General features: G+C 71.0%; 13 protein-coding genes. 10 read left to right on the forward strand and 3 right to left on the reverse strand.

Annotated elements, in window-relative coordinates; genetic code table 11:
- The coding region (locus CLV40_RS36710) for a GNAT family N-acetyltransferase (RefSeq protein ID WP_146108423.1) at window positions 1–419 on the forward strand (419 nt) is incomplete at its 5' end.
- Here the strand turns inward: CLV40_RS36710 and CLV40_RS36715 are convergent.
- From CLV40_RS36715 to CLV40_RS36725, 3 genes are read right to left on the reverse strand one after another with little or no spacing between them, the layout of a single operon-like run.
- The gene (locus CLV40_RS36715; protein ID WP_104483650.1) at window positions 406–1,413 is read right to left on the reverse strand and encodes a transporter substrate-binding domain-containing protein; all 1,008 of its coding nucleotides are present in this window, start codon (window positions 1,411–1,413) and stop codon (window positions 406–408) included. The genes CLV40_RS36710 and CLV40_RS36715 overlap by 14 nt on opposite strands.
- A 17-nt stretch (window positions 1,414–1,430) precedes the next feature.
- Window positions 1,431–2,192, reverse strand: a complete 762-nt coding sequence (locus tag CLV40_RS36720; RefSeq protein WP_104483651.1) for an amino acid ABC transporter ATP-binding protein — start codon at window positions 2,190–2,192, stop codon at window positions 1,431–1,433.
- Window positions 2,189–3,136, reverse strand: a complete 948-nt coding sequence (locus CLV40_RS36725) for an amino acid ABC transporter permease (RefSeq protein ID WP_245931825.1) — start codon at window positions 3,134–3,136, stop codon at window positions 2,189–2,191. The genes CLV40_RS36720 and CLV40_RS36725 overlap by 4 nt, the downstream gene beginning before the upstream one ends.
- Window positions 3,137–3,432: 296 nt before the next feature.
- Between CLV40_RS36725 and argC the strand changes: the two genes are divergently transcribed.
- The 9 genes from argC to CLV40_RS36770 are packed head-to-tail and all read left to right on the forward strand — an operon-like array spanning window position 3,433 to window position 12,459.
- A complete protein-coding gene (argC, locus tag CLV40_RS36730; RefSeq protein ID WP_104483653.1) occupies window positions 3,433–4,452 on the forward strand; it encodes an N-acetyl-gamma-glutamyl-phosphate reductase in 1,020 nt (339 codons plus the stop codon).
- Window positions 4,449–5,636 carry a bifunctional glutamate N-acetyltransferase/amino-acid acetyltransferase ArgJ gene (gene argJ, locus CLV40_RS36735; protein WP_104483654.1) on the forward strand — a complete coding sequence of 396 codons (1,188 nt, stop codon included), beginning with the start codon at window positions 4,449–4,451 and terminating at the stop codon, window positions 5,634–5,636. The genes argC and argJ overlap by 4 nt, the downstream gene beginning before the upstream one ends.
- Window positions 5,633–6,526: an acetylglutamate kinase gene (argB, locus tag CLV40_RS36740; RefSeq protein WP_104483655.1), complete on the forward strand. Its 894-nt coding sequence runs from the start codon at window positions 5,633–5,635 to the stop codon at window positions 6,524–6,526. The genes argJ and argB overlap by 4 nt, the downstream gene beginning before the upstream one ends.
- Window positions 6,526–7,716 carry an acetylornithine transaminase gene (locus CLV40_RS36745; RefSeq protein WP_104483656.1) on the forward strand — a complete coding sequence of 397 codons (1,191 nt, stop codon included), beginning with the start codon at window positions 6,526–6,528 and terminating at the stop codon, window positions 7,714–7,716. The genes argB and CLV40_RS36745 overlap by 1 nt, the downstream gene beginning before the upstream one ends.
- Window positions 7,717–7,719: 3 nt before the next feature.
- The gene (gene argF, locus CLV40_RS36750) at window positions 7,720–8,640 is read left to right on the forward strand and encodes an ornithine carbamoyltransferase (RefSeq protein WP_104483657.1); all 921 of its coding nucleotides are present in this window, start codon (window positions 7,720–7,722) and stop codon (window positions 8,638–8,640) included.
- The gene (locus CLV40_RS36755) at window positions 8,637–9,176 is read left to right on the forward strand and encodes an arginine repressor (protein WP_104483658.1); all 540 of its coding nucleotides are present in this window, start codon (window positions 8,637–8,639) and stop codon (window positions 9,174–9,176) included. Before argF ends, CLV40_RS36755 begins: the two co-directional genes overlap by 4 nt.
- Entirely contained in the window at window positions 9,169–10,365 is a 1,197-nt protein-coding gene (locus CLV40_RS36760; RefSeq protein ID WP_104483659.1) for an argininosuccinate synthase, read from the forward strand. Before CLV40_RS36755 ends, CLV40_RS36760 begins: the two co-directional genes overlap by 8 nt.
- Window positions 10,366–10,390: 25 nt before the next feature.
- On the forward strand, window positions 10,391–11,818 hold the full coding sequence (gene argH, locus CLV40_RS36765) for an argininosuccinate lyase (protein WP_104483660.1): 1,428 nt from the start codon (window positions 10,391–10,393) through the stop codon (window positions 11,816–11,818).
- Window positions 11,815–12,459 (forward strand): DNA-3-methyladenine glycosylase, encoded by a 645-nt coding sequence (locus tag CLV40_RS36770; RefSeq protein ID WP_245931826.1) that lies wholly within the window; start codon window positions 11,815–11,817, stop codon window positions 12,457–12,459. Before argH ends, CLV40_RS36770 begins: the two co-directional genes overlap by 4 nt.
- Window positions 12,460–12,996 lie beyond the last annotated feature (537 nt).

A 12,996-nucleotide genomic window follows, 5' to 3' on the forward strand; every position in this document is an offset into this window, starting at 1 on the left:
GCGATCGCCACCCGCTACGACAAGACCGCCCTGTCCTACCAAGCCATGATCGACCTCGCCGCCCTCACCCTCTGGCTTTGAGGACAGGGCCTAGGACCATCGAGCTGGGCACCTACCTGGGCATCCGCCGCGCCGGGGTGCTCGTGGCGATGGCCGGTGAACGCCTGCGCCCGCCGGGCTGGACCGAGATCAGCGCGGTCTGCACCGACCCCGCCGCGCGCGGCCAGGGCCTGGCGACCCGGCTCGTGCTGGCCGTGGCGGCGGGCATCCGGGCGCGGGGCGAAACGCCGTTCCTGCACACGGGAGCGCGGAACACCAACGCGATCCGCCTGTACGAGGCACTGGGGTTCCGCCTGCGCCGCGAGATGCCGTTCCTGCTGTTGACCGTGCCGGCCGAGACGCCGGTCAGGAGTTGTTGATCGGCAGGCCGGGCGGGTTGACCTCGGCGCGGGTCACCGCCTCGTCGCTGAGCCCGTAGGCGGCCAGCACCTTGGCGTACTGGCCGTTCTCGATCAGGTGGTTGAGCGCGTCGGCCACCGGTTGGACGAGACCGCTGTCCTTCTTGGTGGTCGCCGCGATCAGCCCCTGCAACGTCGTGCCCGCCCCGGAGAACGAGCCCGCGCTGCGGCTCGGGTGCGGCGTCGACTCGGTTTTCTTGGCGTGGTGGGCGATGCTGGGGTTCGGGGCGAAGTAGATGTCGACGCGGCCAGACGCCAGCGCGAGGTAGGTGGCGTTGCGGTCGGCGAAGTTGCGGATCTCCAGGGTCTTGCCCTCGGCCTGGAGCTTGGTGCGCCACTCCACCAGGATCTTCTCCTGGTTCGTGCCGGTGTCGACCGCGACGGTCTTGCCCGCGAAACTCCCGTAGTTGCCGTCGAAGTTCCAGGTGCTGTCCTTGTTCACCTCGAACCCGAGGTTGTCCTCGCGGTAAGAGGCGAAGTCGAAGCCCTGCTGCTTGCGCTCCTCGGTCACCGTGATGTTGGAGAACGACACGTCGAACTCGCCGCTCTTGGTGCGCACGAACATGTTCTGCCACGACGCGTTCTGCACGTCCGGCGTCAGCCCGAGCACCGCGGCGACCAGCCTGCCGAGGTCGGACTCCACACCGGTCAGCGTCTTCTGGTCGGTGCCGATGAAGTTCAGCGGCGGCGAGCCGTTGGGGATCGCGCCGCCGCCGATGACCAGGGTGCCGCGGTCCAGGACGGCCTTCGGCAGCTTCGCCCGGATCGCGTCGACCTTCGCCACGGTCAGCTGGACCGGCGTGGTGAAGTCGGTGTTCGCCGCGACGGTGACGACCTGGTTGCCGTTGGCGTCGACCGCGGTGGCGGCAGGGGCGTCGCCGGATCCGCAGGCGGCGAGCGTGGCGGTCACCGTCAACGCGGCCAGGGCGGCGGGGATTCGGGCGGATAGGGGCATGGGTGTCCTCACTGTTCTCAGCGCAGCTTTCCGAGGAATTCACGGGTGCGGTCTTCCCGTGGGGCCAGCAGGACCTGATCCGGCGGCCCCTGCTCGACGATCCGGCCCGCGTCGAGGAACACGACCCGGTCGGCCACGTCGCGGGCGAAGCCGATCTCGTGCGTGACGACGATCATCGTGGTGCCGGACGCGGCCAGGTCGCGCAGCACGGCCAGCACGTCACCGACCAGCTCCGGGTCCAGCGCCGAGGTGGGCTCGTCGAACAGCAGCAGCCTCGGCCGCAGCGCCAGCGCCCGTGCGATGGCGACCCGCTGCTGCTGCCCTCCCGACAGCTGGCGCGGGTACGCGGTCTCCTTGTCCGCCAACCCCACCTTCGCCAGCAGCTCCCGCGCGCGCTCGACGGCCTCCGCCTTCGCCACGCCCCGCGTCACCACCGGCGCCTCGATCACGTTCTCCAGCACGGACAGGTGCGGGAACAGGTTGAAGTTCTGGAACACGAACCCGATCCGCGACCGCTGCCGCAGGATCGCGCGCTCGCTCAGCTCCCGGAGCCTGCCGCGGTGCGCGCGCACCCCGATCAGCTCGCCGTGCACCGCGACGAACCCGCTGTCGAGCGGCTCCAGGTGGTTGATGGCGCGCAGCAGCGTGGACTTGCCGGAGCCGGACGGACCGATGATCGCGGTCACCTCACCGGCCGCCGCGGTGAAGTCGACCTCGTCGAGCACCCGGTTCGCGCCGTAGGACTTGACCGCGCCGCGCACCGTCACCGCCGCGGTCATCGGGCCACCCCCAGCGAACGCATCCGCGCCCGGAACCTCTGCGCGGGCGTCGCGGGCACGGTCCGCAGCGCGCCCCGGGAGAAGTGGCGCTCCAGGTAGTACTGCGCGACCGAGAGCAGGCTGGTCAGGATCACGTACCAGACCGTGCCGACCATCAGCAGCGGGATGATCTGGCCGCTGTTCGTGCTCGCCTGCGTCTGCACCACGCCGAACAGCTCCAGCAGCGAGGTGATGTAGACGACCGACGTGCCCTTGAGCAGGTTGATGAGCTGGTTGGCGTAGTTCGGGATGATCGCCCGCGTGGCCTGCGGCAGGATGATCCGCCGGTACTGCCGCGTCTTCGGCAGCCCCAGCGCCGACGCCGCCTCCAGCTGCCCCTGGTCGACCGAGATGATCCCGGCGCGCACGATCTCCGCCGCGTACGCCGCCTCGTGCAGGCTCAGCCCCAGCACCGCGACCACGAAGAAGCTCAGCAGGTCGTTGGCGCGGAACTCGACGAACGACGGCCCGAACGGGATACCGAGGCTCAGGGTGCTGTACAGCGCGGTCACGTTGGCCAGGAACAGCAGCAGCACGATCAGCGGGATCGACCGGAAAACCCAGACGTAGCCCCACGACACCGCGCGCAGCACCGGGTTCCGGGAAAGCCGCATCAGCGCCAGCGCGACCCCGCCGATGAGTCCGAAAACCGCGCCCAGCCCGGTCAGTTCCAGCGTCAGCAGGAGACCGTCCATGACGACCGGGCGGAAGAACCAGTAGCCAAAAGCGTCCCACTGGAACGCGTCGTTGGTGATCAGCGCGTGCGCGGCCTGGGCGAGCAGCACCAGCGCCACCGCGCCCGCCACCCAGCGCCAGGGGTGCCGCAGCGGCACCACCTTCGTCGATTTCAGTCGTCCGAGGAGATCTTCCGCCGGGCGGGTCGGTGGCGGGGACAGGGAAGTCACATGAGCTCCGGGGGATTCGGGGCCTGGGAACCGGGCACACTTTATGACCATCCAGTGGAATCGGGATCGCTGTTCACGATGTGAGAGAGTGGATTTATTTCCAGCGTTGAAAAGAATGGTTCGGGAATACGTGAGAGGTATTTCTTTGGTGGTCGCCCCGCCTCGTGCCCAGCGAGTGAACCCGCCCGCCGCGGCGCGCGCGGTCGCGCCGCCCGCGCCCACACTGGCCCTGTGACGCCGGTCACCGCCCCGATATCGGGTTGAGTAGGTTTGCGTCAGACTGCATAATCATCCACATGACGGTTCGGGTTGCGGTGGCGGGAGCGAGCGGGTACGCGGGGGGCGAGGCGCTGCGGCTGCTGCTCGGCCACCCGGAGGTGGAGATCGGCGCGTTGACGGCCGGGGGCAACGCGGGCTCGCGACTGGGCGAGCACCAGCCGCACCTGCTCCCACTGGCCGACCGCGTGCTGGAGGAGACCACCGCTGGCGTGCTCGGCGGCCACGACGTCGTCTTCCTCGCCCTGCCGCACGGCCACTCCGCCGCCATCGCCGCCCAGCTCGGCCCGGACACCCTCGTCGTCGACTGCGGTGCCGACCACCGGCTGAGCAGCGCCGAGGACTGGACCCGCTGGTACGGCAGCGAGCACGCGGGCACCTGGCCGTACGGCCTGCCCGAGCTGCCCGGCGCCCGCGAGCGGCTGCGCGGCACCAAGCGCATCGCCGTCCCCGGCTGCTACCCGACGGTGTCCTCCCTGGCCATGGCCCCCGCCGTGCGGCACGGGCTGGTCGACGGCGAGGTCGTCGTGGTCGCGGTTTCCGGCACGTCCGGCGCGGGCAAGAGCCTCAAGCCCAACCTGCTCGGCTCCGAGGTCATGGGCTCGCTCAGCGCCTACGGCGTCGGCGGCGCCCACCGGCACACCCCCGAGATCACGCAGAACCTCAGCGCGATCGCGGGCCGGAAGGTCCCCGTCTCGTTCACGCCCGTCCTCGCGCCCCTGCCGCGCGGCATCCTCGCCACGTGCAGCGCCCCGCTCGCCGGGACCGCGGACGTGCGCGCGGTCTACGAGCGGGAGTACGGCGACGAGCCGTTCGTGCACCTGCTCCCCGAGGGGCGGTGGCCGACCACCGCCGCCGTCCTCGGCTCCAACGCCACCCAGCTCCAGGTCACCGTCGACGAGGACCTGGACAGGCTGGTCGTGGTCGCCGCCATCGACAACCTCACCAAGGGCACGGCGGGCGGCGCCGTGCAGTCCATGAACATCGCGCTCGGCCTGCCGGAGACGACGGGCCTGTCCACCGTGGGAGTAGCCCCGTGACCGTCCCCGAGATCGACCGCAGCCAGGGCGTCACCGCGGCGGCCGGGTTCCGCGCCGCCGGTGTGGCCGCGGGCATCAAGACCAACGGCAAGCCCGACCTGACCCTGGTGGTCAACGACGGCCCGGTCACCGCCGCGGCGGGCGTGTTCACCCGCAACAAGGTCAAGGCCGCCCCCGTGCTGTGGTCCAAGCAGGTGCTCACCACCGGCAGGCTCAAGGCCGCCGTGCTCAACTCCGGCGGCGCCAACGCCTGCACCGGCCCCGAGGGCTTCCAGGACAGCCACGCCACCGCCGAGAAGGTCGCCGACGTGCTCGGCATCGGCGCCATCGACGTCGCGGTCTGCTCCACCGGCCTCATCGGCGAGCGCCTGCCCATGGACGCCATCCGGTCCGGCATCGACCTCGCCGCCAAGGAACTCGCCCGGTCCGCCGACGCGAGCCTGGCCGCCGCCACCGGCGTGATGACCACCGACACCCGGCCCAAGCTGGCCGCGCTCACCGCCCCCGGCGGTTGGACCGTCGGCGGGTTCGCCAAGGGCGCGGGCATGTGCGCGCCCAACATGGCCACCATGCTCAGCGTCGTCACGACCGACGCCGTGGTCGACTCCGCCACCGCCGACGCGGCGCTGCGCGCGGCCGTGGACGCCACCTTCAACCGGCTCGACGTCGACGGCGGCACCTCCACCAACGACACCGTGCTGCTGCTGGTCTCCGGCGCGTCCGGCGTCGAGGTCGACCAGGCGTCATTCACCGAGCACCTGACCACGCTGTGCGCCGACCTCGTCGCGCAGTTGCAGGCCGACGCCGAGGGTGTCACCAAGCACGTGACCATCACCGTGCGCGGCGCCGCCACCGACGCCGAAGCCGTTGCCACCGCGCGCACCGTCGCGGTCGACAACCTGTGCAAGACCGCGTTCTTCGCCAGCGACCCCAACTGGGGCCGCATCGCCATGGCGGTCGGCAACGCGCCCACCGAGTTCGACCAGTCCAAGCTCGACATCACCATCAACGGCGTCACCGTGTGCCGCGCGGGCGGGCGCGGCGAGGACCGCTCCGTCGCCGACCTGTCCGGCCGCGACATCCTCGTCGAGATCGACCTGCACGCGGGCGACGGCGTCGGCACCATCCTCACCACCGACCTGTCGCACGCGTACGTCGAAGAGAACAGCGCGTACAGCTCATGAGCACCGACGCGCTCACCCCGGCCGACAAGGCGAATGTCCTCGTCGAGGCTCTCCCGTGGCTGCGCCGCTTCCACGGCGCGCTCGTAGTCGTCAAATACGGCGGCAACGCCATGGTCGACGACACCCTCAAGCGCGCTTTCGCGGAAGACATGGTTTTTCTGCGGTTGGCCGGTCTGCGTCCCGTAGTGGTACACGGCGGTGGACCGCAGATCGGCGCCATGCTCGGCAAGATGGGCATTCCCAGCGAATTCCGCGCGGGTCTGCGCGTGACCACCCCCGAAGCCATGGACGTCGTCCGCATGGTTCTTACCGGACAGGTCAGCCGTGAGCTGGTAGGGCTGATCAACCAACACGGGCCCCTCGCGGTCGGCATCTCCGGCGAGGACGCGCACCTGTTCACCGCCGAACGCCGCACCGCCGAGATCGACGGACAGGAAGTCGACCTCGGGCTCGTCGGCGACGTCGTCGAGGTCAACCCGTCGGCCGTGCTCGACATCGTCGCCGCGGGCCGCATCCCGGTCGTGTCCACGGTCGCCGCCGACCGCGACGGCGTCACCCACAACGTCAACGCCGACACCGCCGCCGCCGCGCTCGCCATCGCGCTCGACGCCGAGAAGCTCGTCGTGCTCACCGACGTGGAGGGCCTCTACGCCGACTGGCCCGACCGGTCGTCGCTGCTGCACGAGATCCGCGCGTCCGCGCTCGCCGACCTGCTGCCCCGCCTGGAGAGCGGCATGGTCCCCAAGATGGAGGCCTGCCTGCGCGCGGTCACCGGTGGCGTGCCGCGCGCGCACGTCATCGACGGCAGGCTCGCGCACTCCGTGCTGCTCGAGGTTTTCACCACCGGTGGTGTCGGAACCATGGTTTTGCCCGACAAGGGGGAGAAGTGATGGTCGAGTCCAACTTGGACGCCCAGGCGCGGTGGAAGTCCGCGCTGATGGACAACTACGGCACGCCGGGCATCGCGTTGGTGCGCGGTGAGGGCTCGTACGTGTGGGACGCCGACGGTAAGCGCTACCTCGACCTGGTAGGCGGTATCGCCACCAACGCGCTCGGACACGCCCACCCGGCCGTAGTAGCCGCGGTCACCGAGCAGATCACCAAGATGGCCCACGTCTCCAACCTCTACGTCAACCCCGTCGCGGTGGAACTGGCCGAGGCGCTGCTCGACGTCGCGGGCCTGACCGGCAACGGCAAGGTCGTCTTCTGCAACTCCGGCGCCGAGGCCAACGAGGCCGCGTTCAAACTCGCCCGCCTCACCGGCAGGCCCAAGGTCATCGCCACCGACGGCGCCTTCCACGGCCGCACCATGGGCTCCCTGACCCTCACCGGCCAGCCGCCCAAGCGCACCCCGTTCCAGCCGCTGGTCCCCGGCGTCGAGCACATCCCGTTCGGCGACGTCGACGCGCTGCGCGCCGCCGTCGACGGCGACACCGCCGCGGTCATCCTCGAACCCGTCCTCGGTGAAGGCGGCGTCGTCCCCGCCCCCGACGGCTACCTCCAGGCCGCCCGCGAGATCACCACCGCGGTGGGCGCGCTGCTCATCCTCGACGAGGTGCAGACCGGCATCGGCAGGCTCGGCGGCTGGTTCGCCTTCCAGCAGGCGGGCATCGTCCCCGACGTGTTCACCCTGGCCAAGGGCCTCGGCGGCGGCCTGCCGCTGGGCGCCTGCGTCGCCGTCGGCGCGGCGGCCGACCTGTTCGCCCCCGGCCACCACGGCACCACCTTCGGCGGCAACGCCGTCTGCGCCGCCGCCGGCCTCGCCGTGCTGCGCACCATCTCCGCCGACGGACTCCTCGAACACGTCTCCGCGCTCGGCAAGGACATCGCCGCGGGCGTCGAAAACCTCGACCACCCGCTCGTCGCCGGTGTGCGCGGCAGCGGGCTGCTGCTCGGCATCGCGCTGACCGCACCCGTCTCCGCCAAGGTCGCCGCCGCCGCCGCGAGCCAGGGCTACCTGGTCAACAACGTCCAGACCGACACCGTGCGGCTCGCACCGCCGCTCGTGCTCACCGAGGATCAGGCGGGCGACTTCCTCGCCGCGCTCCCCGGCATCCTCGACACCGCCCAGGAGGGCTGAACCGTGGTCCGGCACTTCCTGCGCGACGACAACCTGACCCCCGACGAGCAGCGCGAGGTCCTCGACCTCGCCGACGCGCTCAAGGCCGACCCGCACTCGACCAGGTCGCTGGCCGACAAGTCCGTCGCCGCCATCTTCGAGAAGAACTCCACCCGCACCCGGGTGTCCTTCGAGGTCGGCATCGCCCAGCTCGGCGGCACCTCGGTCATCGTCGACGGCCGCACCATGCAGCTCGGCCGCGAAGAGACCATCGAGGACACCTCCCGCGTGCTCTCCCGCTACGTCGACGTCATCGTCTGGCGCACCTACGCGCAGAAGCGCATCGAGGCCATGGCCTCCGCCGCGTCCATCCCCGTCATCAACGCCCTCACCGACGAGTTCCACCCCTGCCAGGTTCTCGCCGACCTGATGACCATCCGCGAACGCCACGGCAAGCTCGCCGGCCTCACCGCCACCTACCTCGGCGACGGCGCCAACAACATGGCCCACTCCCTGCTGCTCGGCGGCGCCACCGCGGGCATGCACGTGCGCGTCGTCGCCCCCGAGGGCTTCGAACCGCGCGCCGACATCGTCGTCGACGCCGACCGGCGCGCCAAGGAGACCGGCGGCAGCGTCGCGGTCCTCGCCGACCCGCACGCCGCCGTCGACGGCGCCGACGTGCTCGTCACCGACACCTGGACCTCCATGGGCCAGGAGAACGACGGCCGCGACCGGGTCAGCTCCTTCCGCAAGCTGCGCGTCGACGACGCGCTGCTCGGCCGCGCCGCCCCCGGCGCCATCGTGCTGCACTGCCTGCCCGCGCACCGCGGCTGGGAGATCACCGACGAGGTCCTCGACGGCCCCGCCAGCGCCGTCTGGGACGAGGCGGAGAACCGGCTGCACAGCCAGAAGGCCCTGCTGAGCTGGCTGGTGGCCCGAACGTGACCACCTCCGCCGCCACCCGCGCCGCGCGCCAGGCCCGCATCGTCGAGCTGGTCACCGAGCGGGCCATCCGCAGCCAGACCGAACTCGCCACCCTCCTGCACGCCGAGGGCATCGAGGCCACCCAGGCCACGCTCTCGCGCGACCTGGACGAACTCGGCGCGGTCAAGCTGCGCGGCGCGGACGGCGGCGCCCCGGTCTACGTCATCCCCGAGGACGGCAACCCCGTGCGCGGCGTGCAGGGCGGCACCTCCCGCCTCACCCGCCTGCTCAGCGAACTGCTCGTCTCCGCGGACGCGTCGGCCAACCTGACCGTGCTCCGAACGCCGCCCGGTGCCGCGCAGTTCCTCGCCAGCGCGATCGACCGGGCCGCACTGCACGAGGTCGTCGGCACCATCGCGGGCGACGACACCCTCATGGTCATCTGCCGCGAACCCGTCACCGGGCTCCAGATGGCCGACCGCTTCATGGCGATGGCCGCCCGCACCGCCCCCGGCAGGCCGACGCCACCCCCGACGCAAGGAGAAACCGATGACTGACCGGGTCGTCCTCGCCTACTCCGGCGGGTTGGACACCTCCGTCGCGATCGGCTGGATCGCCGAGGAAACCGGCGCCGAGGTCGTCGCCGTGGCCGTCGACGTCGGCCAGGGCGGCGAGGACCTCGACACCATCCGCAAGCGGGCGCTGGCCTGCGGCGCCGCCGAGGCCGTCGTCGTCGACGCCCGCGACGAGTTCGCCGAGCAGTACTGCCTGCCCGCCCTCCAGGCCAACGCGCTCTACCAGGACCGCTACCCGCTGGTCTCCGCGCTGTCCCGGCCCGTGATCGTCCGCCACCTCGTCGACGCCGCCCGCGCGCACGGCGCCACCACCGTCTCCCACGGCTGCACCGGCAAGGGCAACGACCAGGTCCGCTTCGAGGTCGGCATCGGCGCCCTCGCCCCCGAACTGCGCGTCATCGCCCCCGTCCGCGACTTCGCCTGGACCCGCGAGAAGGCCATCGCCTGGGCCGAGGACCGCGACCTGCCCATCGACGTCTCCAAGCGCTCCCCGTTCTCCGTCGACCAGAACGTGTGGGGACGCGCCGTCGAGACCGGGTTCCTCGAGGACATCTGGAACGCCCCCACCGAGGACGTCTACAGCTACACCTCGAACCCCGCCGACCCGCGCGACCCCGACGAACTCGTCATCACCTTCGACTGCGGCGTCCCCGTCGCGATCGACGGCGAGACCGTCACCGTCCTGCAGGCCATCCGCGAGCTGAACCGGCGCGCGGGCGCCCAGGGCGTCGGCCGCCTCGACCTCGTCGAGGACCGCCTGGTCGGCATCAAGAGCCGCGAGATCTACGAGGCCCCCGGCGCCCTCGCGCTGATCACCGCGCACCAGGAGCTGGAGAACGTCACCGTCGAACGCGACCTCGCCCGGTTCAAGCGCACCGCCGAGCAGCGCTGGACCGAACTGGTCTACGACGGGCTCTGGTTCTCCCCGCTCAAGGACGCGCTCGACGCGTTCATCGCCCATACTCAGGCGCACGTCACCGGCGAGGTGCGGCTCGTGCTGCACGCGGGCCGCGCGGTCGTCAACGGCCGCCGCTCCGAGCAGTCCCTCTACGACTTCAACCTCGCCACCTACGACGAGGGCGACACCTTCGACCAGTCGCTCGCCAAGGGCTTCGTGCAGCTCTGGGGCCTGCCGTCGAAGATCGCCGCGCGCCGTGCGGCCAAGCTCTGAACAAACCACTAGAGAGGAATCTCCGTTGAGCGAGCAGGAACCCACCGCGTTGTGGGGTGGGCGGTTCAGTTCCGGACCGGCCGAGGCCATGGCCGCGCTGAGCCTGTCGACCCACTTCGACTGGCGACTCGCCCGCCACGACATCGCCGGGTCCCGCGCCCACGCGCTCGTGCTGCACAACGCGGGCCTGCTCACCGAGGTCGAGCTGCGCGGCATGCTCACCGCCCTGGACACCCTGGAGGCCGACGTGGTCTCCGGGGCGTTCACCCCCGTCCCCGCCGACGAGGACGTGCACACCGCCCTCGAACGCGGCCTGCTCGACCGGGCGGGCGCCGAACTCGGCGGCAAGCTGCGCGCGGGCCGCTCCCGCAACGACCAGATCGCCACCCTGTTCCGCATGTACCTGCGCGAGGCCGCGCGCACCGTCGCGGGCGGCACCCTCGACGTCGTCACCGCGCTGCTGGCCCAGGCCGGGCGCCACCCCGAGGCAGCCATGCCCGGCCGCACCCACCTGCAGCACGCCCAGCCGGTCCTGCTGGCCCACCACCTCCTCGCGCACGCCCAGTCGCTGCTGCGCGACGTCGACCGCCTCCGCGACTGGGACAAGCGCGCGGCCGTGTCCCCCTACGGCTCCGGCGCCCTCGCGGGCTCGTCGCTCGGCCTGGACCCGGACGCGGTCGCCAAGGAACTGGGCTTCGACGCCCCCGTCGAGAACTCCATCGACGGCACCGCCTCCCGCGACTTCGCCGCCGAGTTCGCGTTCGTCGTGGCCATGCTCGGGGTCAACCTGTCCCGGATTGCCGAAGAGGTGATCATCTGGACCACCGCCGAGTTCGGCTACGCGACCCTGCACGACGCCTGGGCCACCGGCAGCTCGATCATGCCGCAGAAGAAGAACCCCGACGTCGCCGAGCTGACCCGGGGCAAGTCCGGCCGCATGATCGGCAACCTGGCCGGCCTGCTGGCCACGCTCAAGGCCCAGCCGCTGGCCTACAACCGGGACCTGCAGGAGGACAAGGAGCCGGTCTTCGACTCCATCGCCCAGCTCGAACTGCTGCTCCCCGCGCTCGCGGGCATGCTCGACACGCTCACCTTCGACACCGACCGCCTCGCCGCGCTGGCCCCGGCCGGGTTCACCCTGGCCACCGACATCGCCGAGTGGCTGGTCCGCCAGGGCGTGCCGTTCCGCGTCGCGCACGAGGCGGCGGGGGAGTGCGTGCGCCGCGCCGAGGCCAAGGGGATCGGCCTCGACGAGCTGACCGACGCGGAGTTCGCCGAGGTCGACCCGGCGCTCACGGCCGCCGTCCGGGACGTGCTCACGGTGGCGGGCTCGATCGCCTCCCGCGACGCGTACGGTGGGACCGCCCCGCGCCGCGTCGCGGAGCAGCGCGACCGTGTGGTGACCCGAGTCGAGGAGTACCGGACGTGGGCGGAGCAAACCCTGCGGAAGTGACCGGCGGGGCGGCGGGCGAGGTGCTGACACGCGACGAGCTCGCGGTAGACCCTGTCGACGCCGCCAAGCTCCTCTTAGGGGCTGTGCTGGAGTCCGACAGTCCGCAGGGCACCGTGCGCGTGCGCATCGTGGAGGTCGAGGCTTACCGCGGCGGGGACGACCCCGCGTCGCACTGCTACCGCGGTAAGACCCCTCGCAACGAAGTCATGTTCGGGCCCGCCGGGTACCTCTACGTGTACTTCGTCTACGGGATGCACTTCTGCGCGAACGTGGTCGCTCTTACCGACGGTGTGCCGGGTGCCGTCCTCCTCCGCGCGGGAGAGGTCGTTGACGGCATCGACCTGGCGAGGTCCCGTCGACCGGCTTCGCGTTCCGACGCCGAGCTGGCCAAGGGGCCCGCACGGCTCACCGGCGTCCTGGGGCTCACCCGCGACGACAACGGCGTCGACCTCACCGACCTGGCATCTCCCGTGCGCCTCTTGGCCGGTGAACGCGTACCTGCCGAATCCGTGCGCGTAGGGCCGCGGGTGGGCGTGGCTGTCGCGATGGACGTGCCCTGGCGGTTCTGGGTAGACGGCTCCAGGGCGGTCAGTGCCTACCGCCGCGGCGGTAAGCGCACCCGCGTCGTACCAACCCTCTAGGCCTGCTGAGCCCATCCGAGTGGTCCTCCCGTGGCCGTCGACCCCACAAGGTCGGCGGCCACTGTCGTTTCCGCAGGTCGTGGGCCTGCGAGCGGCCTAGGACGGCGACCTGCAAAGAAAGTTGATGTGACTGCCATCACATACCCACCGGCTTCGGGGTGGGTTACGTTGGTTTCAAGACCTTCCACAAGGGTTCTGACCTGCGGTTTTGCCGCGTGGAAGGGGCCTGGGGGCGCGATTTGACCCCGGGTTTGAAGCCGTGTAACTTTCTCTCTGTCAGCGCGACACGGGCCGGGAAAACCGGAACGAGCGCCAGACTCCAGAGGGGCCGCGAACCAAGCTCCCGCCGCGAGGTGGTAGAGTGGGCGACCTTGGAGTCCGAGACAAAAGCCAAGAAGTACCAGCCTCTGGCTAGGCCGCTCAGCGCGGTCGACCCGGATGTGCGTGTGTTGTTTGAGAACTCAACAGTGTGCCGATTTAAGCCAGTAGAGCTTGAATGATAGAACCCCGATGTGGGTTCCTTTGAGATGAATTGAT

Source organism: Actinokineospora auranticolor (assembly GCF_002934265.1).
GTDB lineage: Bacteria > Actinomycetota > Actinomycetes > Mycobacteriales > Pseudonocardiaceae > Actinokineospora > Actinokineospora auranticolor.